Source organism: Microcoleus sp. B6-A1, from assembly GCF_036705085.1.
Lineage (GTDB): Bacteria > Cyanobacteriota > Cyanobacteriia > Cyanobacteriales > Microcoleaceae > Microcoleus.
Genome location: NZ_JAUBTU010000011.1, coordinates 68,813 through 94,019, shown reverse-complemented (window position 1 = coordinate 94,019; position 25,207 = coordinate 68,813). Strand labels below are relative to the sequence as shown.

The following is a 25,207-nucleotide window of genomic DNA, read 5'->3' as shown; positions in this document are numbered from 1 at the left end:
CTTGCACAGTAGACGTTATTTTCAAAGTCTGGTGTTCCTTCGTTAGCCTCGTTTTTTATTTAAAGTGCTATTACACTGACAGTCTAATCATTCTTTTGGCTCATCATCTTCACTGGAAATCATGAACAGCAACCTCATCCGTCCTCATATTTCTACTCAGAGCAATCGGGCTGCTGAAGTCGAAAAAGTTCGTACTTTTTATAACAAAAATTCTATCAACTTTAGTCGAATGGTTCCTGATGCAGTAGCTAGATCGCACAACCTTAGTCTAGCGACTCGGATGGGAATACAGCCCGGAAACTATATATTTGATGCTGGTTGTGGAGCAGGAATTCCGGCAATTCATATTGCCCAGTCGTTTCCAGGAGTGCGGATTGAGGGTCTCACGATTTCTGAGGTGGAAGCGGCAGAAGCCCAAATTCGGATTGCCCAAGCAAATTTAGTGGATCGGGTACGGGTACAAGTGGGTGATTTTCATGCCCCACCCTTTCCTGATGCTGTTTTTGATATCGTTTTTTTTAATGACAGTATTAAGTATTCTAATCAGTTGCCTCAAGTTCTTGCCGAAGTTAAGCGTTTACTCCGGCCAGGGGGGACTTTGTACATCACCGGTCTCTTTGTCAAAGAGCCTCCTCTCTCCGTTCTGGAAGAACAAGCCTTGAATGAAATCAATCAACAAGAGTTACAAGGTAGCCATGTTATTCCGCTGAATAATTTGGTTGAAGCTGTTAGACAAGCAGGTTTTCAAAACATTGATTATGACAAAGATCAAACCCTTAAGATCCCAACCTTGGCTTTACGTTTAGCTAATGCAAACTTGATTCATCCTCATCTACCATTATTTTTTGGCGATATTAAAGCAGTCAGGCCTGCAAAAGTCAAGGTTCAAACTCAAAAGCATGGTGTTTTTGTCGCCTCTAGCCATATTGCGAATCGTCACGAAGATAACTTGCGTTACATCGAAGAACACAAACAAATCTTTGACATTGAAAACACCTATCTCCTCAACTTGTTTGAGGAATTTGTTGGCAAGCGGCGTCAAGATAAAGGCGGGTCTATCTCCTGTTGCTGCAATATTGAATGCGATCGCTACTATCCAGGGCGCTTTTATTACCTTTCTGAGGTTTATGTCCCCAATCCAGCGGTCAGATTGATTGATCTTGAAGATTTTCTGACGTTCTCTCGCCAAATCGAAGCCCGGTCAGAAGTGCAGCTTAATTTGGGACTACTTCAGCAGTTTTTGGCTGCGGGTCTAGATCCTTCTAAGCTAGATATGGTCAGTGTTGGTATTGATGTTCGTTCAGAACTAAGACCGTCGCGGATCAAATTGTACTTTAACATTAGGGACTATCCAGAAAAGACGGCAATTGCAACTGCGCTTTGTGGAGAACAGCGCAATTGGGAACAATTAATTGTCAATGGAACATTGTTGGTTGGGTTTGACTTTTTCTTTGACAATCGAGCAGCCGTAGAGGTTTACCCCACGTTCTACCCCAATGACCTTCAGCGGCCAGATGTCCAAGGCTATCTAGCCGACATTCTCCCAGCCAGAGCATTTCAGCTCGTCAAGGAGACTCAGGTTCTTCAAATCGGCATTAGTAGCGAGAATGATAGTGATGTGATATACTTTTGCATGGTCAATTCTCCGAACAGCTTCGTTGACTATCTTGGGAATGAGATGGTTAAGCAAGTTCACGAGCCCTATCGAAATCGAGTTTTTCATGGTTTATATATTGGTGTTCCTGAATCGGAGTTTGCTGCCAATTCAATCCAAAGGGTAAAAATGTACTATCACATGAATGACTCTGTGAACCAGACGAAATTAAGATGAAGATCAACTCAGGACAAACTCTGAATGAGTGCATATAATTCGCCTTAGATCCTTAAAAAACGTTGTATGAGGAAATACGATTATGACGATCACTTCTGTGTTTTCACCTGATTATCTACGAGAGCAGCGCCTTCGGTTCATGCGGACTCATCAAGATGGTTTTGATGTAGAACCTAGTTTTCCGATTCCTCTTTTTGAAGAAGCTGTTCTTAAAATAGAAGGCTCGTGTGGTGTTGAGCCTACTTGTAACGTTGAAGGCAATCGGTTATTCGCAGGAGACTTTCAAGTTGCTAATTACGGACACACTTGGCCTAGATCTCTGACCGATGCCTCAAATTTTTTAGACAAAATTGAAAGCAGAGTAGGTGTTAAAATCAATCGTCACTTGCTCGATCAATTTTCAGCCCTATACATTGGCTCTAGCAAAATCGAAAATAACACTATAGGCATTGACTTACGTCCGACACTTCAAGATTCTCTGATCAAGATATATATGCATATACATCCTGGGGAAAGTAACGGAGATTTAGTGATGACAGCGATCGCACTTGATAGTGCCAAATATTCGGCTGAGTTGACAGAAGTTCTGCTCAGAGATGTTGTTGTGATTGGATTTAATCTTTTCTTGGATGGTCGTAGTAACATAGAAATATGGGCGGGTTCTCCAGGAGGAAAATACCAAACTCAAGAAAATTTTGGAAGATATCTCGCTGCCTACATACAAAAAAGATCCTCACGCAAAGTAAATTCTATTTTTAATGTTTCAGATTCGATCTCGGCGAGTTTTTCTAGGGAAAAGATAGAGCCACTCTTCCATTTTCACTTTTTTGATATCAAAGACATACCACAATATTTTGCGTTCAATAGCTTGGGCGATAAGATTTATGACTTTTGTCAGAGTCAGGATTGCGTTACCTATGCTGGTATCACCGCTAAAGCGAGAGATTTGGAAAGTATTCGATTGGAAAACTATGGTTTTTTCTACAACCAAAGTGATACATGTCAACCGGATATAGATATAGGTAGATTGGCGAAATTTGTTTAAGAGTGAGTCATTTGTGCTTGTCGATGTTGCTGCGACTAATCTTCAAACAAAATACCGCTCCCGATCGCTTCACCGATCGCTGCCGTCATAAACTCACTTTCCCAATCATCGTTTCCCATTATCCATCGCTATGAGCAATCACCCCTTCGCTGTTTCCCTCAATCCCAATATCCAAGTTAAAAGCACCGAAGACCACTACACGCTGCACTCGGCAGAATCAGATCCGACTGCTTGGCTCACCCTAGCTACAACCCCTGGATTCGGTATTGCTCTCGATCGTCTCAAGGCAGGCAACACCACCCCCGACTCACTGGTGCAAGGGTTAGCCGAACTCGATGGTCGGGTAGCCGGGGAACAGTTCGCACTGACGCTACAACAATTGGATGAGCGAGGTTGGCTCAATTACGCCGTGTTGCCGCTGGCAGTGGCGATCCCGATGGTGGAATCCGCTGAATTGAATCTGACAGAACCCTACTGGACACAAACCCGTCTCACCCTCTCCCGCTTTGCCTATCAGCATCCCTACGATGGCACAATGGTGCTTGAGTCCCCCCTCTCGAAGTTTCGGATTAAACTCCTGGACTGGCGAGGGAGTGCGCTCCTGGCTCAACTCGCCCAGCCTCAATCCCTCGCAACACTTACGCCACCCCCCAACCTGGGGCCAGAAACCGCCTATCAGTTCCTCAGCCTGCTGTGGGCTGCGGGATTTCTGACGGCTGACCCCGAACCCCCCTCGCTCCAGCTTTGGGACTTTCATAACCTACTGTTCCACAGTCGCAGCCGCTTGGGCCGCCATGACTATCTAGCAGAAGATTTTAACATTGGGCAGTGGTCAGATTTCCCAATGGTGAAACCGGCTATGAGCGACCAGATTGTGCCGTTGCCGCGTCCGAACTTGGGGGCGTTGATGTGTAACGATGCCACGCTCACGGAAGCGATCGAAACGCGGAAATCGATTCGAGAATACGACGAGGCACATCCAATCACTATAGAACAACTCAGTGAACTGCTTTATCGGACTGCCCGTGTCAAAGAATTGCTTCACCCAGAGGAGTGGTTCGGTGAGCAGTTCGGTGAGAATTGGCGAGAAGTAATAGGTTTTGACGCGGACATGGACTATGGCGAGTTGAGCCGTCGTCCCTATCCGGGTGGCGGAACAATGTATGAGCTAGAAATTTATCCGGTAGTGCGGCGTTGTCAAGGATTGGAAAAAGGGTTGTATCACTATGACCCACTCAATCACCAATTAGATCAAATTTCCGAATCAGAGGATGTCTTAGCTCTGCAACCTTATGTGTATTACCAACCCCAACCACAAGTCCTTCTCGTGGTTACGGCACGGTTTGGACGGCTGTTCCGCAAGTATCGCTCTGTAGCCTATGCGCTAGTGCTGAAACACGTCGGAGTGTTGCAGCAAAATCTCTATCTAGTGGCAACGAATATGGGTCTGGCTCCCTGCGCGTTGGGGGCTGGGGATAGCGAGGGTTTTGGACAAGCAGCAGGTCTGGACTATGTGGAAGAGTCGGCGGTGGGTGAGTTCATATTGGGGTCACTGCCGAAGCGCGATGTGCAAGCGAGTGGAGTTGAGTCAGTTGAAGACGTCGATCCCTCGGATGAGTCTGCGGAGGTAGCAGTCTCGGTGAGCGCGGTTGAGTTGGATAGGGGTGAGGCGGAACCTGAGCCTGCTGATGTTGGGTTTCGTTCCTCAACTCAACCTACATCTGAACTAGATGTTGGGTTTCGTTCCTCAACCCAACCTACAGAATGGGTGGAGACAACAGAGGCAGCGGTTTCGGTGAGTGAGGCTGAATCTGTATCCCAGACGACGACTGAAGTCATGGACTCAGAGGCTTCCGAGAGTGAAGTGGAATCGGATGTTGTAGTGAATGAAACTGAATCTGCGGCTATTTCAGCCAGTGGGGTTGAGAGTTCTGCAACCCCACTCTCGGCAGCACTTCACCCCCACGACCTTGACGATCGCATCCCTGGACTGGCTGACCTACGCAACCAAACTCTTGGCGACCCCCGCATCACCATTGTAGTTATTGAAGGCAACCCCGACCACTCCCTGTCCTGTTTCCAGGGAGCCGAAATTTCTAAAGTCTTTCCCTACTGGCACGAGAATCCAGAGCCAATTTCCTCAGAAGAATACGCAACTTTCCGATCAATTGAGGACAGTGATCGCACAAAACAGGAGAAACAAGAAGCACTCAAAGCGGCTTTTTCCGAACCGCTTATCATGCGTCTTAAAATTGATGACCATACTTGCCACGTCACCAGCATCATTGTGGGTCAAGAGAACACCCCTTCTGCTGGTATTGTTCCCCACTGTCGTGTGATTAATTTACCGCTTAACAACAGGGGGATTACAGAAGAATTTATCTCTCCCCTCAACCTAGCCCGCGCCTTTGAGTTAGCCCTCAATTTAGGGGCGAATATCATCCACTGTGGAATCTGCCGCCCCACCCAAACCGGAGAAGGGGAAGAGCTATTCGCTCAAGCCGTACAGAAGTGCCTAGATAACAACATTCTGATTGTCGGGCCGGCGGGTAACAATTTAGGTGAATGCTGGTGTCTCCCTGGTGTATTGCCAGGAACCCTGCCTGTAGGAGCAATGGATCTAGGCAGTCCACCCGCCCACTACAGTAACTGGGGAGGCAATTATACCGAAGAGGGGATTATGGCTCCGGGTGACGACATTTGGGGAGCGCAACTGGCAACCGAGAAACCCAGACTCAGAACGGGAACCAGTGGAGCCGCCCCCATCGTGACCGGAATCGCCGCGCTGCTGATGAGTTTGCAACTGCAAGAAGGCAAAACCGTCGATGCCGAAGCCGTCCGAACAGCACTGCTCAATACCGCGATTCCCTGCGATCCGGCAGTTGTCGCCGAACCGGAGCGCTGTTTGCGCGGCTTTGTCAATATCTCCGGCGCAATGAGGGTGCTGTTTGGGCAACCCTCCCTCACCATTTCCTTCGCGGGCGACAAAGTGATCCGCACCGAACGGGCAGGCTATGCCGCCCCCGTCGCGAGTCATGCCCCCCCCAGTACCCAAGAGGTTGCTGCCAGTGCAGCGATGCCTGCTGTCTTGCCCGCCACTCCTGCCGAGGAACCCGTCACCGCCGCCGCGACTCCCGCAGACACAGGCACTGTCGAAGCCAGCACCGCCTACTCTGGCAACGTTTACGCCCTAGGGACGATCGGCTACGACTTTGGGGATGAAGCCCGCCGCGACACTTTCACACAACAGATGGCTCCCGCCGAAGTAAACGGCATCATAGTGCCTGCAGACCCCTACGATGCTCGCCAGATGGTCGAACACCTCGATCGCAATCCAGATGAAGGCCGTTCCCTGATCTGGACCTTGAACCTCGATGGAGACACGATATATGCCCTAGAGTCAACGGACGGCGAGGTCTACGAGATGTTTGTGCTGATGTTGGCGGGGCAACTCGAGCCAGAAGCCAGCGATGAATTTGTGGAGCGGGTCAGCATACCCGCCCGACGCACCAACCGCACGGTGGAACTCTCCTCCGGTGAGGTTGTGCCTGTAGTGACGGTACCTTACCCGCGGGGAATGTACGGCTGGAAAGTCAATACCCTGGTGGACTCGGCGATGGCGGCAATCTCTCGTCAGGTGGACGAAGCCCAAGCACCCCTCGTGCGACAGGCTCTGACAGCCTTCCTCAACCGAGTCTACAACGATCTTCGCAATGTGGGGCAGACTTCGCGCGATCGCGCCCTCAACTTCGCCGCCACCAACATCTTCCAAGCCGCTGTGACCTTTGCTCGGGCGATCGTCCAGGGTCGTCAACTCGACACCATTAACGTCGAAAAAAGCCCGTTCTGTCGCATCAACAGTGACTGTTGGGATGTCAAGCTTGAGTTCTACGACCCAGACAGTAGTCGTCGGGGGCGCAAGGTATTCCGCTTTACCCTTGATGTGGTGCTTCTGATGCCGGTGACTTTGGGTGAGGTGAGAAGCTGGTCAATCCCTGCTAAAGTGAGTTGAACGCACTGGTGACGGACTCACGCCACAAGAGTCGATATGGCGTGAGCTTCCGGGCAATTCCAAAATTTCCTTCAACTGAGATATTGCACCATTCTCAATTAGCCTTTCATGGGCGGGCGGGACGCCCAACCCCTACTCCCCACAAGAAAACTCACTCTTTGTGGAACAGGCCGGAAAGCCTGTTAAGCGAGAATGGTGCAATATCTCAGTTCAACGTACTCGTAATTTTAGGAATAATCCTAATACCTTTGCGCGACTTAAGTTAAAGAGTTTTTATGAACAGGCATCTTGTCTGTTCCACAATTTGTATTACTAAAGCTCAATCAGTAAAAACATGGGAATAGAATTTAACCATTTATATGTTACTCTCGACACAGAAACGCTAGAGTCGATCGCCAAATCAGAGTTCATTAGCCAAGAATTCTGCACAATATCCAGAGATACCGTAGAAACTGATAAAGAGAGTTGGGCGGGAACTTATCTCAGGGGAAAACATAGCTATATTGAGCTTTTTGCTCCAGGGGGTGTGGAAGGGTTTAGGGAAGGTTTTTCGGGTATTGGTTTCAATAGTAAACAAGCAGGACAGATTGATATTGTAGATGAAAAGCTAAAATCCTTAGTAGCCCAAGAAATGTTTTCTGATTTGCAAGTTCGTCAAACTGAAGATGGAAAAGTGCCCTGGTTTCATTATTTGGCACTCAAATCAGAGAGAGAAGCCTTCAGTGCGTGGTTGATGGAATTTCATCAGGATTATTTAGACTATAAAAACATCAAGCTTACCAGTGCTGGTTGCTTTGACCGTGCTGCTTATCTGAAAAACAGTGTTACTTCCGAAACTTCTTTATTTGACGACATTTCAGAAGTTCATCTTGAATTGACTTTAGCGGAACACGAGGAACTAGCATTACTACTTCGAGTCTTTGGCTATGACTCATCTTGCGTAGGAGATATTACTACCTATCGTTCTGATGGTTTTACTTTACAAGTATCTCAGAAAGTTGCTCCCAGTTATCGAATTCGCAAGGTTTTTTGCACGATGAAGTCTCAAGCTCATCAGGAAAGAAAGTTCACTTTCGGTGATAATGCACAGTTAAATGTGGGTGGAGAGTTGGCAATTTGGCAGTTTGGATAACAGATCTCGGTTTATAGATTAGTTTCGAGCGAGATTAATTCCATTTCAGCCAATTAGTTAGGTAGACTGAAAACTCCAAAAAATATCTGAATTTGAAAGAAATTTTCAAATTTTAAAACCATAAGTCAGAACCATTTCAGGCGACCCCGAAAGTTCTGAAGTTTATGCTGTAGGAGTTACGCAATGGATAGAACAAAGCACCCATAAACTTATGGGTGCTTTATTAATTCATATCAATTCCGGAAGTCAGCCGGAATGATATCAAATCCCCGCTTCTTTTGTCTGGCGTAAAGTCGAATCCCGAGGCCAACAAATAATTAGTGCAATTTTCATTTTTTTGACCCGCCCGTCAACCGTCAACCGTCAACCGTCAACCGTCAACATCACCTGACGGTGTAACCGGAAATGATATTACCAGTAGCGGTACACTACTCTAAAGGAGCCGTCGCAATTCCGGCGGTACACGACGTGACGGGTCGGACGGTAACAGTTTCGATAGTAATAGTGACCGCCGTTGACGCTAGCTGATTCTTCAGATGTAAGTTCAGCAAATAGTGAATCTTCCTTTGTTTCTTTCATGATTTGACTCCGTTTAAGTTAATAAAAGTGAAGGGAAACTAGAAATATTATTTAATTTCTAGAGCCTCGTTTAACTACTGACAAATACTTCGGGTAGTGCTGTACCACCTCCGGAATATTGCGGACTTGTTTCAAGCCAAGTAAACTCGTCCCTTTTTGGCCGGTGCCCGCACATTCTCGCAAGCGGCTAATAGTAAAATTTTGTCCGTAAAATTTCGCGATCGAAGCTAGACAAGCTGCACCGCAATCTTCTTCGCTCTGCTGGAGAACAACCTGATAGTTCTTAAACCTGTTAACTTGTCCGAATAATGGCATTTTGCCGATCAAAGGGATGTTCTTTAACATTTTGCAAAATGAATAATGGTAGAGCATAAAGAAGATTACTCATCACCAACTACCCAATCAGCAAAAAGCACCCATAAAGTTATGGGTGCTTTCTCGATTCCACAGTTATAAATCTGAATTGACTAGCACTAAACTTTAGTAGTAGGCGTAGCGGACTACTCTTCTGTATGAACCGTCGCAATTCCGGCGGTACACGACCCAACTGCGCCGCTGCCGGTGATAATTGTATCGATTGGCATAATAGTGACCGCCGTTGACGCTAGCTGATTCTTCAGGGGTGAGTTCAGCAAACAGTGAATTGTCCTTTGTTTCTTTCATGATTAGACTCCGTTTAACTTAATAAAATTGAAGGAAAACTAGAAATATTATTTAATTTCTAGATTCTCGTGTAAATACTGAGTAATACTTCTTGTAGTCCTGTACGACATCCGGAATACTACGGATAAATTTTCAAAATTTACTCAATCGCACAACTTGACTCAGCTATCTAAACCACTAGAGTTTTGTAAGGGCGATGGCTGTTCGGATCGTACAGATAAAACTGGCTAGGCTGCGGCAGGAAAAACAGCATATTCAGACCATAGCTGCTGTTATCGGTCTCGCTGTTGCTTTTAGCACCGCTAACATCGCTGGTAATACTGCCACCGTTGACAGTAGCAGATTCTCCATCGGTTACTTCGATGAAGAGTGAAGCTGGTTGATTTTTTGACATAAATAACTCCTATTAATACCTATGTACTTACTTACTACCTACGCATACAGGAAAAACCCGGTAACAGTGCCAAAACTCATGGCGGAAACGCCGTATTTTCATGACCACGAATTTCAAAGGTGGTACCCGCCACGTGATTTATCCGTGGAATCAATCCCAAATCGAAAATCCTCAAGAAAGAGCATTTATCTCGCGCAAGTCAATCCAAAATCTAAAATCTAAAATCTAAAATCGAATGACAGTCGCCCGCTGGCTTCACTCCTCTTGATATTTGGCGAAGTTTGTGGGTGGGAACGGCAAAGCTGTGCGGATTTTTACCTTTACCCTGTGAATTTTGATTTAGACTTCTAAACCTATACTTGGTTTCCGGAAAGCTGATCGTAAAAGTGACAAAACAAATCAGCGATCTCTCCCTCCCCCCCAACTCAAAACTCCAAACTCCAAACTATTCCCCTCTCCCCTTGCCGCCATGTCTCTCACTCCTGAAACCACACCCGCTGAAACCTTTGATAACGACCAGTTTTTGCCCCCTGTCAGCCGCTGGACGACTTTGGGGGGTATTTTGATGGTGGCGACCTTTGGCGGGGCGATCGCCCTCGCTAGCGTCACCAAATACAGCGCTACAGTCAAAGCAGACGCGATCGTCCGTCCCGCCGGAGAAGTGCGCGTCGTGCAAGCAGCAACCGAAGGAACCGTCGAAAGCATTGCTGTCAGAGAGAATCAGACAGTAAAAGAAGGAGATGCGATCGCAGTTGTAGACGCTTCGCGTTTGGGCGCTCAAAAAAAACAGTTACAAGAAATAATTAATCAGTCTCAACCAGCAGCACAGCAAATCAACCAGCAACTGCGCGACTTAGAAAATCAAATTTTGGCCAGCGCCCAATTTAAAACCATCCAAAGTGAAACTTCCGCCCAACAGGAATTAATCGAATCCGCTTTAATAAAATTCGCCACATCGCTACCAGATGTCGCCGAGAGACTGGGCCGAAGTCGGCGGGTTTTGCTCGTCAAGCAAGCCTCCATTCAACAACAATTAATTCAAGCTAAAAAAGAACTCAATCAAATTGAGTTAAAACTCGAAAATAGCGTGATCCGCACACCCACGGATGGTACAATTCTCAGATTGGAAGTACGAAATACTGGTCAAACCGTACAAGCCGGCAGCGCGATCGCCCAAATCGTCCCCAGCGACGTACCCCTGGTAGTCAAAGCCAAGGTGACATCCCAAGACATCGCCCGCATCCAAATCGGTCAACCCGTACAGATCAGGATTTCGGCTTTGCCTTTCCCCGATTACGGCACATTAAAAGGAACTGTCAGCGAAATCGCCCCAGATGCGATCGCCCCTCAAAATCCCACTAATAATTTAGGTACAGCTTATTACGAAGTGGCAATTAAGCCCGAACAAACTTATTTAACAAAACTCAAATCCGCCAACGGCCAATTCTTCGGAAACTCCCAGGCAAATGTCCCCCGCCAGTATTCGATTCAATCGGGAATGGAAGGCAGAGCCGATATTATTACCGGCGAAGAAACTGTTCTGACATTTGTTTTGCGGAAAGCAAGGTTGCTGACAGATTGGTAATTAGTCAGTTGTCAGTTGTCAGTTGTCAGTTGTCAGTCGTCAGTTGTTAGTTGTTAGTTGTCAGTTGTTAGTGTTAGTTGTCAGTTGTTAGTTGTCAGTTGTCAGCAGTTAACAGTCAACAGTCAGCAGTCAACAGTCAACAGTCAGCAGTCAGCAGTCAGCAGTCAACAGTCAACAGTCAACAGTCAACCGCCAGAAAATTAGAGGCTCTGAAATTGAAATAACGTGTCAATATAGAAATGTGAGTTCAATTCTATTCTTTCCTCATGGGCAAACAGCGCGTTCTTTCTGGAGTTCAGCCAACCGGCAATCTTCACCTCGGCAATTATCTCGGTGCCATTCGCAACTGGGTAGAAGGTCAAAGTCAATACGAAAATTACTTCTGCGTAGTCGATTTGCACGCAATTACCGCACCGCACAATCCAGCAACTCTAGCCTCCGACACTTACACGATCGCCGCACTGTATTTAGCTTGCGGCATCGATTTAGAATATTCTACTATTTTCGTGCAATCCCACGTCTCGGCGCACACAGAACTAGCATGGCTGCTCAACTGTATTACGCCGATTAACTGGCTCGAAGATATGATTCAGTTTAAAGAAAAAGCAGTTAAACAAGGTGAAAATGTCAACGCCGGTTTGCTAAATTATCCGGTGTTAATGGCAGCAGACATTTTGCTTTACGATGCCGACAAAGTGCCAGTGGGAGAAGACCAAAAACAGCATTTGGAACTCACCCGCGATATTGTGATCAGATTAAATCACCAATTCGGCACACCCGAAAAGCCAGTATTGAAACTTCCCGAACCCTTAATTCGGACTGACGGTGCGAGGGTAATGAGTTTGACTGACGGCACGCGCAAAATGTCGAAATCTGACCCTTCCGAACAAAGTCGAATTAATTTATTGGATTCGCCAGATACGATCGCCAAAAAAATCAAGCGCTGCAAAACAGATGCCGTGCGGGGTTTGACTTTTGACGACCCCGATCGCCCCGAAGCTAGAAATTTGCTGACCCTTTATCTCCTGCTTTCCGGCAAATCTAAGGAAGAAGTAGCAGCGGAGTGTGAAAACATGGGTTGGGGAGATTTTAAACCCTTGCTGACAGAGACGACAATTAATGCCCTCAAACCAATTCAGGATAAATACAAGGAAATAATGGACGATCCGGGATATTTAGAGTCTGTACTACGTCGCGGAAGAGAACAAGCAGAAGCTATTGCTAATCAAACTCTAACTAAGGTTAAGACAGCTTTCGGTTATTCTTTACCTGTTTAGTTGTTAGTTGTTAGTTGTTATTGGTTACTGGTTAAGAATGACAACTGCCAACGGCCCACTAACAACTGTCAACTGTCAACTAACAACTGTCAACTGTCAAATAACAAATAACCAATAACAGACAAATAATCATGAACCGTTTTCGCACAGCCTGCACCACCCCCGGAGAATTTATAATTACTGCCGAAGTTGCCCCACCAAAAGGCGGCGACATGACTCACACAATTCAAATGGCTGAACGCCTCAAAAACAGAGTGCACGCCATTAATATCACCGACGGGAGTCGCGCAGTGATGCGAATGTGTCCCCTAGCAGTTTCGGCAATTTTAGTGCAGCACGGCATTGAGCCCATTTGTCAAGTTGCTTGTCGCGATCGCAATCAAATTAGCCTGCAAGCAGATCTCATGGGAGCTCACGCTTTAGGCATTCGCAATGTATTAGCACTTACAGGTGATCCCGTCAAAGCGGGCGACCATCCTAAAGCAAAAAGTGTATTCGACTTTGAATCTGTACGACTGTTACAAGTCATTCAAAAAATGAATGGCGGCAAAGACTGGAATGACAAACCTTTAACAGACGGATTTACCGATTTATTTGTCGGTGCTGCCGTCGATCCGCAATGCCCCAGTTGGTCTGGTTTGCAAAGTCGATTTGAGAAAAAAGTAGAGGCTGGAGCACAGTTTTTTCAGAGTCAATTAATTACAGATTTTGAAATTTTGGATAAGTTCATGCACCACGTTGCTGCAGGCTGCAACAAGCCAGTTTTAGCAGGAATATTTTTGTTTAAATCAGCTAAAAATGCTGAATTTATTAAAAAATACGTGCCGGGAGTTCACATCCCACAAGAGACGATCGACCGTTTAGCAAAATCTCCAGAACCCTTGCAGGAAGGCATAAAAATTGCTGCCGAACAAGTCAAGCTAGCGCGGCATATTTGTCAAGGAGTTCACATGATGGCAGTCAAACGAGAAGATTTAATTCCTCAAATTTTGGATTTGGCAGGAATCGAGCCACTGAGCTAAAATTGAACCGTAGGGGCGGGTTTTACCGATAATAATTGCCTAAAACCCACTATCTCGTAAACCCGCCCTCCCCGCTACCATTTTGAACATCAATAAAACAATCATGGTTCAAACTGTAGACAATCCAACAACTTCTCCCGCAATCGAACAACGTTTCACTTGGCGCGGTTTGACATGGCATCAATTCAAAGCAATTCAAGCTGGCTTTGAGGATGTGCCGAATGTACGCTTATTTTATTGTGATGGAGTTTTAGAAATTGTGGGAATTAGTAAACCTCACGAGGCAATTCGATGTCTGATTGCAGCACTACTGAGCAATTTTTTTCAATTTAAGAGAATACATTTTTTTCCCAGTGGCAGTTACAGTCAAATTGTTGAGGGAAAAGTGGAGTATCAAGCAGATTTGTCTTATTGTTTCGGAACAGATAAAGATGTTCCCGATCTGTGTATTGAGGTAGTTATCACTAGCGGTAGTCCGATTAAACTTCAGAAATACCGACTGATGGGAGTCCCGGAAGTCTGGTTTTGGGAAGATGGCACTCTAGAGCTTTACCATCTGCGAGAGGAAGGTTACGATCGCATTACTAGCAGCGAAGTGCTGCCTGAGTTAGACTTGTCTTTGCTTAAACGCTGCATTTTGTTTGCTTCACCTTTGGATGCGCTTGAGGAGTTTGCTAGAGGAATGGGCGATCGGGAAAATTGATCAATAAACTACTTTTGAAATTCCTCGATCAACTAAACGGTTATTAAATAGGAGCACCTGGCAATGACTGACTCAGAAATACTTAATTCTGATACGATTAAAACACTGGATACTCGCATCTGTGAAGTTACAGTTTACACCGATCGCGCTTTGGTGACGCGGCGCGGTACAGTCGCTTTGACGGGAAACGAGCGAGAATTGGGGATCGTATCTCTCCCCGCAACCCTGGAACCAGAGTCAGTCAGGGCTACGGGTGCGGGTACAGTTGCTGTGCGATTGCTGGGAGTACGCAGCGAAAGAGTGTTGAGCAGAGAACCTGTAGCGGATGGCATCGCCGAATTAACCCAACAGATCCAAGAATTAGAAACCCAAAAACGGGCAATAAAAGACAAGTTAGATGCCCGAAGAATTCAACTCAAATTTGTCGAAGATTTAAGCGAAAAAAGCGTCCATTTCTTTTCCAGCAGCATCGCCAAACAGCAGGTAGGTTTAAACGAAACTGGCGAATTGCTCAACTTTTTAGGAACCAATTACCTAAAATATGTAAGTGCGATCGCGCAGCACGAAAGACAACAGCACGAATTAGACACTCAAATACAAATTTTAAAGTATAAGTTAGACCAAGTAAGAACTTCCCATTGCCATCAAAGTTTTAACATCATTGTCGCCATAGAACCAAGCGGCAGCGGCAACTTTGAACTACAAGTTTCCTATGTAGTAAAGCGAGCATCTTGGACTCCCCTTTACGACTTGCGAGTCAATACCACCAACAACCAAATTAATCTCCATTATCTAGCCGATGTCAAACAAAATACAGGCGAAGATTGGACAGGAGTAGCGCTGACATTATCTACAGCAAAACCCGGATTGGGAAGTCTCCCACCACAACTAAAGCCTTGGTATATCGAGATATTCGAGTTAATGGCACCCGCTGGTCGGGGTTCATCAGAGGATGATTTCTTGGAGCTAGAAGAGATCCTAGAAGAAGGTTATGCAGGCAATTCATTCCGCGGTGGAGGACGGCGCATAGAAGCTGAAATAGCAACAGCTCAAGTATCCAGAGAAGGCGGCACAGTCTCATTTCAAATAGGCGGAAATACCAATATTCCCAGCGACAGTTCGAGGCAAAAAGTGACTATTTTTAGCGATAATTATCCCTTTCAGCCTGAATATATTGCAGTTCCGCGATTAGTCACTTTTGCCTATTTGCAAGCAGTTGTTGTCAATCCGCTGACAGGTGCTACTCTGCTTCCTGGTAAAGCAAATATCTTTCGCGACAACACTTTTGTCGGCACTGTGGAGTTAGAAAATGTTTCCCCCGGCCAAGAATATAAACTGAATTTAGGAATAGATGAACGGTTAAAAATAGAGCGGGAATTAGTGGAAAGACAAGTAGATAAAAAACTGATCGGCCAGCAGCGGCGCCTGAGTTACGCTTATCGGTTAAATGTGACAAACTTGCAGCAGGTGCAGGTGCACCTGACACTAAAAGAGCAATTGCCAGTCAGCCGGAATGAACAAATTAAAGTGCGATCGACTCTCACTAATCCGAAGATAGTAGCAGGTGAAATGGGACTGCTAGAATGGATAATGTCTCTGCCGCCGCAAGCAAAGCAAGAGTTATATTACCAGTTTGTTGTCGAACATCCTCCTGACTTAACAGTCACGGGTTTAGATATTTAATACCAATCAGTTGTCAGTTGTCAGTTGCCAGTTCTCAGGAATTACATCTTCCTTCTTCCGACGGACATCGGGCTTCTTCCTTCGGCTATAAAGCAGCTTATTTCTTCCCGCCACACGCCACCAATTTTTTCTCTATACACAACTGTTGAAACAGTAAATCTGCTATTGATTCATAAGCTGGGGCTGTGGGGTGTACGCCATCCCGAAAATAACTTTCTACCCTCGTTTTCGGCAATTTTGACCAGGCTGCATGAGTGTCTATGACTGGAATTTTTAAAGCTTTTAGCCGATCGACAAACTCGGATTTAAACTTCGGCTGAGTCGGTACGGGCAGTAAATCCGCTCGATCGCAAGTATACAACACAAACAACGGAATATTCTTAGCTCGCACCAAAGCAACTATTTGCTCAAATCGCTGCATATTTTCCATAAACTTTTGTGATTCCGACACCGGCACTCCCGCCGCCGGAGAATTCGATACAAAAACACTTGACAATTCGGGCATAACGTGTCTTTGAAACACTTCTTGAATTGCCAATAATGGTTTGCGATTCGGCATCAGCGGGTCATTTCCCACCCCCGCGCTGCTGCTTGGAGGTTGTAGCAAATCGTGAGTACCAATTTGCAAAATGACAGCATCGCTTTCAAAAGTGCCAAACTTGCGAATATATCCCAATTGATTGCCAATTCCCCAAGAACCGGCAGAAGCATTCAGCACCTCAACTTGCTTTTTTATGCCCAACAAACGCGCTTCAAACAATTCTGGAATAGTTTCTTTCTGATCGGTGGTATTATTACCGTTGAGAACAGAATCTCCTATCATCAAAATTCTGAGAGTACCTTCAGGCTTTGCTGAATCGATTTGTTCAGAACGCTGAGAAAATTGATTGTACTCAACTCTATTGCCAAAGCGATATACAAGTTGATTTGGTGCAAATATATAGCCCGCATTAGCATCAGCTTGCAGCAAGGCAGGATTTCCGAATCCGAGCAAGCGCAAGGCAAGTTCTATCGCACTCAAAGATGCGATCGCACCACCGGCAATCCAATACTTAGCTTTCAAAAATTTACCTGTAATTGGTAAACTGCAAAGCCATCGGATAATCTTCTTGCTTCAAGCGTTGAATCACCAACTGCAAATCATCCTTATCCTTAGCAGAAACGCGCACTGCATCACCTTGAATCGAGCCTTGAATCTTTTTAAACTCATCTCGAATTAATTTAGTGATTTTCTTGGCAATTTCCTGGTCAATCCCTTTTTTCAGTTTGATTTCTTGGCGTACTCTAGTACCACTAGCAGCTTCAATTTTCCCATAATCAAAAATTTTCAGAGACAAATTGCGCTTGGCGGCTTTAGTTTGCAAAACAGTGTGAATTGCGTCGAGAGTAAATTCGCTGTCGGTATTGACAGTAATTGCTTCAGCGCCCAATTCTACAGTGGTTTTGGTATCTTTCAAGTCGTAACGGCTTTGAATTTCTCGCGTTGTTTGGTCAACAGCATTGACTAATTCTTGCCGATCGAACTCGCTGACAATATCAAAGGAATAACTAGCAGCCATAAATTAGTAATTGGTAATGGGGCATTGGGCATTGGGCATTGGGCATTGGGCATTGGGCATTGGCAAAACAGGGCATTGGGCATTAACAACTAACCAATAACCAATAACCAATAACCAATAACCAATAACCAATAACCAATGACTACTGAAAATTAGCCGTTAACAGCCATTAAACTGAAATAGAATAAAGAAACAGTGCAAGAAGAACTAATCGCAAACATGAGCGATCGCCCCAGCGGCACATTCAGAATATAGAAAACCGAAAACAACAACCGGGCGATCGTAAAAGCGATCGCAGCCCAACCCGCCGATTCCGAATCTACCCCCGTCACAAAAGCCATCAAAGCCGCCGCTGAAAACAGCATAAACGTCTCAAACGAATTTTGGTGAGCCCAAGTTGCCCGCTGAGCGTAAGCAGGCAACTTATCAAACATAGCGCGGGGGGCTGCTTGGTCATAGCCTAGCTGCAAGCGGGCGATCGCAACCACCAAAAACGGTGCGTAAACCAGCGCAGCAGCAGCAGCAATACAATCAAGCAGAATAACCGACACAGGTAATCCCAACAGCATCATCCGCCTCGCAGTTCAATCAAAATAGAACAGAGTAACTACCTTGCGCTGTTCCTCCGCATCCTGGCAAGTTTTCAGCAAAGTGTGGCTTTCGTGAAAAGCAAAACATATCAGTTGCTGGCAGCGAGAAATAATCTCCTGATTGCACATGGCGCTTGCTTCCGGGAGAGACAAGCTATCATTTTTGGGATTTTCTACCAAATGTATCACTTGTTCGAGTTGGTCGCGAGACTCCCGAGGCTGGCGACTCATGCTTTGTGGCAAAATCACCGTCAGCAGATTAGGATCTGCTCGCATTGCCCCCCGAATTGCGGCTGAATTGGTGCCTGTAGCGCCAGAAGTGATGAGCTGATTGCCTCCCAGAACTATGGCGTAGCTCAGCATCTCAATTAGCTGCTGGTGGGTAATAGGAACGTGGCGAGAACCCAAAAGAGCAATCCGCTTGGAGCTGGTTTGCTGGATCGCCGCTAGTTCTTGTAAAAAATCATCTACTCTGGGTAGCTCAATTGATTGACTCAAAGAATTTATTAAATTAAATAAAACTACGTTGTGGATTTTAGCAGACTCACTAGCCATTGCCGCCAAAAAGAAGTTAAGAATTGCTGATTTACCGGATCAGACTAGAGGATGGGGAGATTTGAGTTCGCCTGAAGGCAGAATGTCTTAACACAGTCGGCAGCCGGAGCTCAAGGTAGAATTCAAGAAAAATTGAGAATTTAAGAATTTTACCTTTTTATTTATTTAAACAAAAAGTTCTCTCTGCCGAATACCTTCTTCCCTCAGCTCCGGCTCTCTTCTTAATGGACTCGATCGCTCAGGCCCAAGGATGCCATCATGCCATCAAGGTCAAAATGTTCTGCCATTAGCTGAGTAACGCATTCCACCTTGATCGGTTCGTGCAGGCGCACGCTGCCAAAGGTGCTGTCGATAATTTCCACCGTGGTTAAGGTATCCAAATCCACAGACAAAACCGGAATTTCCATTTCTTCTGCCCTGCCAATCACTAGGGGAGAAGGAGGCAAGTGGCCTGTCAAAATTAAGCACTGAGTCGAGCTTTCCAGAGCCGCTAGCTGAATGTCCGTGCGATCGCCCCCCGTCACCACCGCCATATTTCTCGCTTTGCGGAAATACTTCAGAGCCGAGCTAACATTCATCGCGCCAATTGTCAAGGTTTCCACCATCAAGTCCAAACGGTCTTTACGGCAGAGCACATCAGCTTTCAATTGGTGCACCAATTCTTTGACGCTGACACTTCGCAGCAAAGCACTTCTCGGCAGCATTCCCAAAACTGGAATACCCGCAGCCTCCAGAAAAGGCCGCACAGTCGCCGTTACGGATTCGAGTTTGTCCGTGGGAACGTCATTGAGTACCACGCCGAGCAACCGCGAACCCAAACGCTGTTTAGCCGACAGCAAATCGTCTACATACAGATCGATCGGGCGAGCTACCAACAGCACAGAGGCATCAATTGCCTCAGCGATTTGAGCCAAAGACAAGTCAAACAGACTGCCTTCCTCCAAATTAGCTGGGCCTTCTAACAGCGCCAAGTCTCCGCTGGGAGCTTGCAAATATTGCGCTAAAGACTGGCGGTAATCTGTCTTGTCTTCTCCCCGCAAACGCTTGTGAACCGTCTCTTCATCCAAATACAGCAATGTTGACGGCATCTGACTTTCTGAGAGATTCAGCGTCTCTACCGCGAACCGCACGTCTTCGTCCTCGATCCCAGCTCCGGGCGAGCTGAAACAGGTTCCCAGAGGTTTGCCGTAGGCGACGGCCAGTCCTTTTCCCCGGAGTCCGAGTGCCATCCCCAGGGCGATGGCCGACTTGCCGCTGTAAGCTTTTGTGGAACCGATCAGCAAATATTTAGTCAATTTTGGTACGCCTTCAATCCTCAATTTGCACCTGTCTATTTCAATAAATTTAGTTTTTTCTACAGTATTTCTGAACTGCGACTCAATTTGGCAATACTATTATACTCGATTTTGTCGCTTTTGGGCAAATTGTTTTTTTGCGGAAAATTTTTATTCACCTGTTCGCAACCCTTTTCTTCCCATTCTTTTTACTTGATTTTGGGAAACCACTTTTTCAATTGTTTGTTTTGCCAGCAGGTTTTGATAATTATTTATCGCCTATGATTCCTTTAAGAACCGATTTTAATTGTAATATTTTTAGGCCTTCTGATTGCGTACCTTAGATATTAACCTCGAATTTTATCGAGTAAAAATAACACGGTAAAAATGGTTTACCTTACCTTAATAGCCTACTTAGAGGGTTGAAGATAGTTTTTTTAGTGGCTAAATAGAGGATTGTATAGGAAGAGAACACGGTGCTTGCATAGGCAGTTTTGCATATAATTGAAAAGGGATAGGTTCTATTATTAGTTATTAATTATTAGTACGATCGCCCGCGTTAAAACAGATCGGTGGCACTGCGAGCAATAAGCTGCTTAGAATGGGGCTTCTAGCTTCTCAATACATAAATTGTCGGGCGGCGTGGGCTGGCATTTCGGCAGCCCCAAGGCTGATTGCGATGCTAGCCCGATCGCAGTTCAAGGGCTGTAGATTGATTTTCCTTGGGCGGATCTACAGCCCTTTCCTCTCAGCTACCGAGTCGCAAAATTTGAACGAAATCGGACGGCGCGATTCGTCTCACGGCGATAGCTTCGCTCGCGCGTACTCGCACAGCACCAATATCCGCAATAGGCTTTTAGACTTTTCCCACAACAAATACAGCAGTTTTCAATTGGATGAAATACAGGGAGGGACTCAGGCAAAGCCTGAGTCCCTACGCGAAATCTGTATCACGCTCAACTGAAAACTTCAGTATATTTACTTTACCAATGGGGATAAGTGCTGACCCCCAAAGGGATTATTGAGAATGATCCAACAACTCACTTACTATTTCCGCTTCTCAAATAGGGCTGGCGCACCAATCATGTAATGTTGCCGTCGTGGCTTTACACTATTGGCGCGTCAGTTATAGCGCCCGTCAATCGATTTTAGATTTTAGATTTTAGATTTTAGATTGAAGAAAGCAAGCCCACTGATAAATCCGGGGGCTGGCTCACGGGAGCGAGGAGCTTTTTTCTCGATCCACGAATCAATCCGGGGGCCCCGGATTAAATTGCTTGATTGTCAATTGCGGACTTTCGGGAGTGCGACTGCGGTGAAAGTTATTCATCCATTCGCATTTGAGTGAAGTGGTAGTCGGTGTTTCGTTTTCCAGCTAAGAGTGCGACTGCGGTGAAAGTTATTCATCCATTCGCATCAGCTTGCGGTAAAACGTTTTAGAAAAATCGACGGTACGAGTTCGCTGAAAAGTCAGGAGAACCTCAATTAAGCAACTAACAAACTCAGAGCTTTGCATAGTCACTTCGTAGCTGAGTTCAGCATTGCCGTCAAACAACACCCGACAGCGGGTTAAGTCGATCGGCAGCGACGAGATATTCCAACTAGCGACAAACGGCACGCTGTCCCCACCGTCAATTTTTCTTGCCCCCTCCAAGCTTTTGAGCTTGTAGAGGGCAATAGCGTGCGGTAAAAACTTGCGCCTGGGCTCTTGACAGAAAGGCGCGTAGACTTTCACTTCTTTGTCATCGGCTGGCTTGAGTTGAGGAATAGACATATTTCCACCTCAGACAATTATTACTAACAGATAGTTTAGATCCCCTGAAAAAACTAGCAGATATTCCAGGTCGATCGCAAGCAAAAGTCAACCCAAATACTCTATGCAGTACCCGTTTACCAGGGCCGTACAAACACCTAACCCGCTGGTTGTCCTCCCGTCCGCTTTCGACAAAAGCCCAGAAACTGATACAGTAGATGCTTATATCTAAAATCAAAAACTATTGGTGGTTGAATCAAGTAACCTATGCAGGAGAGTTCTTGGCCAGAAAACGACGCTCGCAGCGAGCTTAACTTAGACATCTCTGATTTAGCTCAAGAAGAGCTCAAGAGTTTGACCTCGCACTCGAAGCTCAGCAAAGTATTTGCTATACCAGACATTGGCGACAAGGTGTTTGACGCGGAAACAAAAGCAGATCTCCCAGTTGCGGTGCCTGTGCCGGGAACTCCCTCTTTTCCTCAAAATCTGTACCGGGGACGGCGCGGAAAAGCCGCCGCAGTGCTGACTGCGATTTGGGCCGGCACGATCGCCCTGCACTTGATTTCTTGGGGCGCGTGGGTAGTGTGGGGGTTGACGGGACTGCTGTGGATGCAAGCATTTCGAGTTTTGTTTGCGGAACCCAAGCCCGCACTGCCACCTCTTGCCGATGAAAGTCGAGAGGATTGGCCTTACGTGTCGCTGCTGGTGGCAGCGAAAAATGAGGAAGCCGTGATTGCCAGATTCGTAGAATCCATCTGCAATGTAGATTATCCGATCGACCGCTACGAAGTTTGGGCGATCGACGATCACAGCAGCGACGCCACGCCGCTAGTATTGGAACAGCTAACCAAAAAGTACCCCCAGCTCAAAGTATTTCGCAGAGGAGCAAATGCCAGCGGCGGCAAGTCGGGAGCACTGAATCAAGTGTTGCCGCTGACTCGCGGGGAATTTGTCGGAATATTTGACGCCGACGCGACGGTAACGCCGGATTTGCTGCGCCGGGTGCTGCCAGTGTTCGATGGAGAAAAGGTAGGGGCTGTGCAAGTCAGAAAAGCCATCGCCAATGCTGCGGTAAATTTTTGGACTCGTGGCCAAGAAGCAGAAATGGCTCTCGACAGTTTTTTCCAGCAGCAGCGGATTGCGATCGGCGGCATTGGAGAATTGCGCGGTAACGGCCAATTCATGCGCCGCACCGCCTTGGAAAGCTGCGGCGGCTGGAACGAGGAGACGATTACCGACGACCTGGATTTGACGGTGAGGCTGCACCTAGACCGATGGGACATTGAATTTCTCGCTTTCCCAGCCGTGTCAGAAGAAGGAGTCACTAACGCTCGCGCTCTTTGGCATCAGCGCAATCGCTGGGCAGAAGGTGGCTATCAGCGTTATCTTGACTACTGGCGGCTAATTTGGCGGAACCGCATGGGAACTGGGAAAACTTGGGATTTATTTGGATTTTGGGTATCTCAATATTTCTTACCCACAGTAGCCCTACCCGACTTTGTGATGTCAATTGCGCTGCGCCGGATGCCGATCGCCAGTCCCATAACTTTTATGACCCTTACCTTGTCGGTGGTGGGAATGTTTGTCGGTTTGCGCCGCACTCGCAAAGAGACCAAATTTGACGTAAGGCGAGTTTTTGTCACCTTGCTGCAAACGCTGCGGGGTACTGTGTATATGTTCCACTGGCTGCTGGTAGGGACTGTGACGGCTCGGATTGCGGTACGGCCGAAGCGACTCAAATGGGTCAAAACTGTCCATCAAGGTGCTGCTAATAGCATCAAGTAAACAATTCGCAGAAATATCTAGGCAAAGTATCGCCGAACGTCCGAAGATTTTCCGAGGCAAAAAAACACCAACGCTCGCCAAATACCTCCCCGCCATCTCCTAAGAGTAAAATTTGGCAATTCCGAGAAAAAAACACTTTGAAACAGCTTAGGTAATAGGTAATCGGCGAGCGGTAATAGCGAATAAGTAATCGGCAATACAAAAGTCTAAAATTAAAAGATAAAAGCGAGAATTTTTAACTTTTAACTTGACAAAAAACCAATTACTATCTATTAATTATGAATTGCCAATTAGGACGAATTGCTTGTTGCCAACTACCCGTCACCCGTAATTGATAATGGATTTGTTAGAGTACCAAGCTAAATCTTTATTTCGCCAGATGGCAATTCCGATTTTGCCGTCGCAGCGGATTGACAATCCCGCCGACCTCAAAGGACTGAAAATTCCTTACCCCGTTGTACTCAAGTCGCAAGTGCGGGCTGGGGGACGGGGCAGGGCGGGCGGTATCAAGTTTGTGGAAAATACGATCGATGCAGTAGCAGCCGCTCAAACAATTTTTAATTTGCCGATCGAGGAGGAATATCCCCAAGTCCTGCTGGCAGAAGCAAAGTACAACGCCGACCAAGAATTGTACTTAGCGGTACTCCTAGACCCCGTAGCGCGACGCCCGGTGCTTCTGGGTTCGAGCCAAGGAGGTATGGATGTCGAAGGGTCGATCGAGCAAATGCAGCAAGTTGCCGTAGATCAAGAATTTTCCCCATTCTACGCGAGGCGTCTCGCGCTGAAAATGGGATTGCAGGGAGACTTGATTCAATCGGTGAGCACCATTGTCGAAAAAATGTACCGGCTGTTTGTCGAAAAAGATTTAGATCTAGTAGAAATCAATCCTCTCGGTATCAGTCCGACGGGAGAGGTAATGGCTTTAGACGGTAAAGTCACCGCCAACGACGATGCCTTGGGGCGGCATCCAGATTTGGCCGCACTTTCGGGGAAGAGGCAAAGCAGCGGGTTGGCACGGGAAAGGAGAAGTCCCCATGCTGGGGGCGATCGCTCCCATTCCCAGTCCAAGGTTCAGCAGTCGCCGGAGTTTGACCCCAAATCTAAATCTTCAATCTCGAATTCCGAATCCCTGCAATTAATCGAACTAGACGGGAATATCGCGATTTTGTGCAACGGAGTGGGCCTGACAATGGCAACTTTAGATGCTGTAACCCACCAAGGAGGAAAACCAGCTAATTTTGTGAATATTGGTTCCCTAGACCGCTACTATGCAGCAAATGCCCTGCGCGATCGCGTGGAGTTGGGTCTGGAGTTAGTCGCTCAGGATAAAAGCGTTAAGGTGATACTTGTAAATATTTTGGGCAGCGCCTCCAAGACCGAGGAAATAATCGCTGCAGTGGCCGGCTATTTGGAACGGAAAGCTCGCGCTAACCGCCACATCCAAGTTGTGCTGCGGCTGGTAGAGATCGATGCTGATGCTGTAAAAAAGCGTTTGGGACAGTTGCCGGTGCAGCTAGCTAGCACTTTGGATGAGGCCGCGGCCGCTTCTGTATCCTCCGCCAAGTAGGTAGGGGCTGTCGATCGGCAAAAAATTAGATTTCTGTACAGGTCAATCACCCGGCGCTGCTCGGAGTACCGAGACAGCGCGGGCACAGAAATTGCCTAGTTGACCAGTCTAAGTGGTTCGCCCACTACGTTTAAGGTAAGTGTTGAAGTACCTACCGGAGGATGCGTGCTAGTCTTCCGCTCTAGAACTTAAAAGTTA

22 protein-coding genes are annotated in these 25,207 nt (G+C 46.6%); 12 read left to right on the top strand and 10 right to left on the bottom strand.

Going from position 1 to position 25,207, the window contains the following annotated elements; genetic code table 11:
- Positions 1 to 121: 121 nt before the first annotated feature.
- The 4 genes from QUB11_RS06260 (at position 122) to QUB11_RS06245 (ending at position 8,020) form a co-directional block, all read left to right on the top strand.
- Complete coding sequence (locus QUB11_RS06260) at positions 122 to 1,831, top strand: DUF5838 family protein (protein WP_333201613.1); 1,710 nt, start codon at positions 122 to 124, stop codon at positions 1,829 to 1,831.
- Between the two features lie 82 nt (positions 1,832 to 1,913).
- Positions 1,914 to 2,876, top strand: a complete 963-nt coding sequence (locus QUB11_RS06255; protein ID WP_333201611.1) for a LynF/TruF/PatF family peptide O-prenyltransferase — start codon at positions 1,914 to 1,916, stop codon at positions 2,874 to 2,876.
- Positions 2,877 to 3,006: 130 nt separating this feature from the next.
- Positions 3,007 to 6,888, top strand: a complete 3,882-nt coding sequence (locus tag QUB11_RS06250; protein WP_333201609.1) for a PatA/PatG family cyanobactin maturation protease — start codon at positions 3,007 to 3,009, stop codon at positions 6,886 to 6,888.
- Positions 6,889 to 7,222: 334 nt separating this feature from the next.
- On the top strand, positions 7,223 to 8,020 hold the full coding sequence (locus tag QUB11_RS06245) for a DUF5829 family protein (RefSeq protein ID WP_333201607.1): 798 nt from the start codon (positions 7,223 to 7,225) through the stop codon (positions 8,018 to 8,020).
- 411 nt (positions 8,021 to 8,431) lie between these two features.
- Here the strand turns inward: QUB11_RS06245 and QUB11_RS06240 are convergent, their stop codons facing one another.
- From QUB11_RS06240 to QUB11_RS06225, 4 genes are all read right to left on the bottom strand, one after another.
- Entirely contained in the window at positions 8,432 to 8,599 is a 168-nt protein-coding gene (locus QUB11_RS06240) for a hypothetical protein (RefSeq protein ID WP_333201605.1), read from the bottom strand.
- Between the two features lie 51 nt (positions 8,600 to 8,650).
- The gene (locus QUB11_RS06235) at positions 8,651 to 8,944 is read right to left on the bottom strand and encodes a cysteine peptidase family C39 domain-containing protein (RefSeq protein WP_333201603.1); all 294 of its coding nucleotides are present in this window, start codon (positions 8,942 to 8,944) and stop codon (positions 8,651 to 8,653) included.
- Between the two features lie 135 nt (positions 8,945 to 9,079).
- Positions 9,080 to 9,262 carry a hypothetical protein gene (locus tag QUB11_RS06230; protein ID WP_333201601.1) on the bottom strand — a complete coding sequence of 61 codons (183 nt, stop codon included), beginning with the start codon at positions 9,260 to 9,262 and terminating at the stop codon, positions 9,080 to 9,082.
- Between the two features lie 169 nt (positions 9,263 to 9,431).
- Entirely contained in the window at positions 9,432 to 9,656 is a 225-nt protein-coding gene (locus QUB11_RS06225; RefSeq protein ID WP_333201599.1) for a secretion protein HlyD, read from the bottom strand.
- A 469-nt stretch (positions 9,657 to 10,125) separates the two neighbouring features.
- Here QUB11_RS06225 and QUB11_RS06220 point away from each other — a divergent pair, with 469 nt between their 5' ends.
- The 6 genes from QUB11_RS06220 to QUB11_RS06195 all read left to right on the top strand — a co-directional run bounded on the left by QUB11_RS06220 (position 10,126) and on the right by QUB11_RS06195 (position 15,926).
- Positions 10,126 to 11,241 carry an HlyD family efflux transporter periplasmic adaptor subunit gene (locus tag QUB11_RS06220; protein WP_333201598.1) on the top strand — a complete coding sequence of 372 codons (1,116 nt, stop codon included), beginning with the start codon at positions 10,126 to 10,128 and terminating at the stop codon, positions 11,239 to 11,241.
- Positions 11,242 to 11,298: 57 nt separating this feature from the next.
- Positions 11,299 to 11,445 (top strand): hypothetical protein, encoded by a 147-nt coding sequence (locus QUB11_RS06215; protein ID WP_333201596.1) that lies wholly within the window; start codon positions 11,299 to 11,301, stop codon positions 11,443 to 11,445.
- A 62-nt stretch (positions 11,446 to 11,507) separates the two neighbouring features.
- Positions 11,508 to 12,518, top strand: a complete 1,011-nt coding sequence (trpS, locus tag QUB11_RS06210) for a tryptophan--tRNA ligase (protein WP_333201594.1) — start codon at positions 11,508 to 11,510, stop codon at positions 12,516 to 12,518.
- 131 nt (positions 12,519 to 12,649) lie between these two features.
- Positions 12,650 to 13,540, top strand: a complete 891-nt coding sequence (locus QUB11_RS06205; RefSeq protein ID WP_333201592.1) for a methylenetetrahydrofolate reductase — start codon at positions 12,650 to 12,652, stop codon at positions 13,538 to 13,540.
- A gap of 103 nt (positions 13,541 to 13,643) precedes the next feature.
- The gene (locus QUB11_RS06200; RefSeq protein WP_333201590.1) at positions 13,644 to 14,243 is read left to right on the top strand and encodes a Uma2 family endonuclease; all 600 of its coding nucleotides are present in this window, start codon (positions 13,644 to 13,646) and stop codon (positions 14,241 to 14,243) included.
- 63 nt (positions 14,244 to 14,306) lie between these two features.
- Positions 14,307 to 15,926 (top strand): mucoidy inhibitor MuiA family protein, encoded by a 1,620-nt coding sequence (locus tag QUB11_RS06195; protein ID WP_333201588.1) that lies wholly within the window; start codon positions 14,307 to 14,309, stop codon positions 15,924 to 15,926.
- 97 nt (positions 15,927 to 16,023) lie between these two features.
- Here QUB11_RS06195 and QUB11_RS06190 read toward each other — a convergent pair whose 3' ends face one another.
- The 6 genes from QUB11_RS06190 to ebsA form a co-directional block, all read right to left on the bottom strand.
- Positions 16,024 to 16,989 (bottom strand): SGNH/GDSL hydrolase family protein, encoded by a 966-nt coding sequence (locus tag QUB11_RS06190; protein ID WP_333201586.1) that lies wholly within the window; start codon positions 16,987 to 16,989, stop codon positions 16,024 to 16,026.
- 4 nt (positions 16,990 to 16,993) lie between these two features.
- Positions 16,994 to 17,485: a YajQ family cyclic di-GMP-binding protein gene (locus QUB11_RS06185; protein WP_333201584.1), complete on the bottom strand. Its 492-nt coding sequence runs from the start codon at positions 17,483 to 17,485 to the stop codon at positions 16,994 to 16,996.
- Between the two features lie 152 nt (positions 17,486 to 17,637).
- On the bottom strand, positions 17,638 to 18,054 hold the full coding sequence (locus QUB11_RS06180) for an MAPEG family protein (protein ID WP_333201642.1): 417 nt from the start codon (positions 18,052 to 18,054) through the stop codon (positions 17,638 to 17,640).
- 15 nt (positions 18,055 to 18,069) lie between these two features.
- Positions 18,070 to 18,573: a hypothetical protein gene (locus QUB11_RS06175; RefSeq protein ID WP_039887610.1), complete on the bottom strand. Its 504-nt coding sequence runs from the start codon at positions 18,571 to 18,573 to the stop codon at positions 18,070 to 18,072.
- Positions 18,574 to 18,851: 278 nt separating this feature from the next.
- Positions 18,852 to 19,949 (bottom strand): phosphotransacetylase family protein, encoded by a 1,098-nt coding sequence (locus QUB11_RS06170; RefSeq protein WP_333201582.1) that lies wholly within the window; start codon positions 19,947 to 19,949, stop codon positions 18,852 to 18,854.
- Positions 19,950 to 21,303: 1,354 nt separating this feature from the next.
- Entirely contained in the window at positions 21,304 to 21,678 is a 375-nt protein-coding gene (ebsA, locus tag QUB11_RS06165) for a type IV pilus biogenesis protein EbsA (RefSeq protein WP_333140917.1), read from the bottom strand.
- A 246-nt stretch (positions 21,679 to 21,924) separates the two neighbouring features.
- Here ebsA and QUB11_RS06160 point away from each other — a divergent pair, with 246 nt between their 5' ends.
- Positions 21,925 to 23,442, top strand: coding sequence for a glycosyltransferase family 2 protein (locus QUB11_RS06160; RefSeq protein ID WP_333201580.1), 1,518 nt, complete (start codon positions 21,925 to 21,927; stop codon positions 23,440 to 23,442).
- A 337-nt stretch (positions 23,443 to 23,779) separates the two neighbouring features.
- Complete coding sequence (locus tag QUB11_RS06155) at positions 23,780 to 25,009, top strand: succinate--CoA ligase subunit beta (protein ID WP_333201579.1); 1,230 nt, start codon at positions 23,780 to 23,782, stop codon at positions 25,007 to 25,009.
- The last annotated feature ends 198 nt before the right edge of the window (positions 25,010 to 25,207 follow it).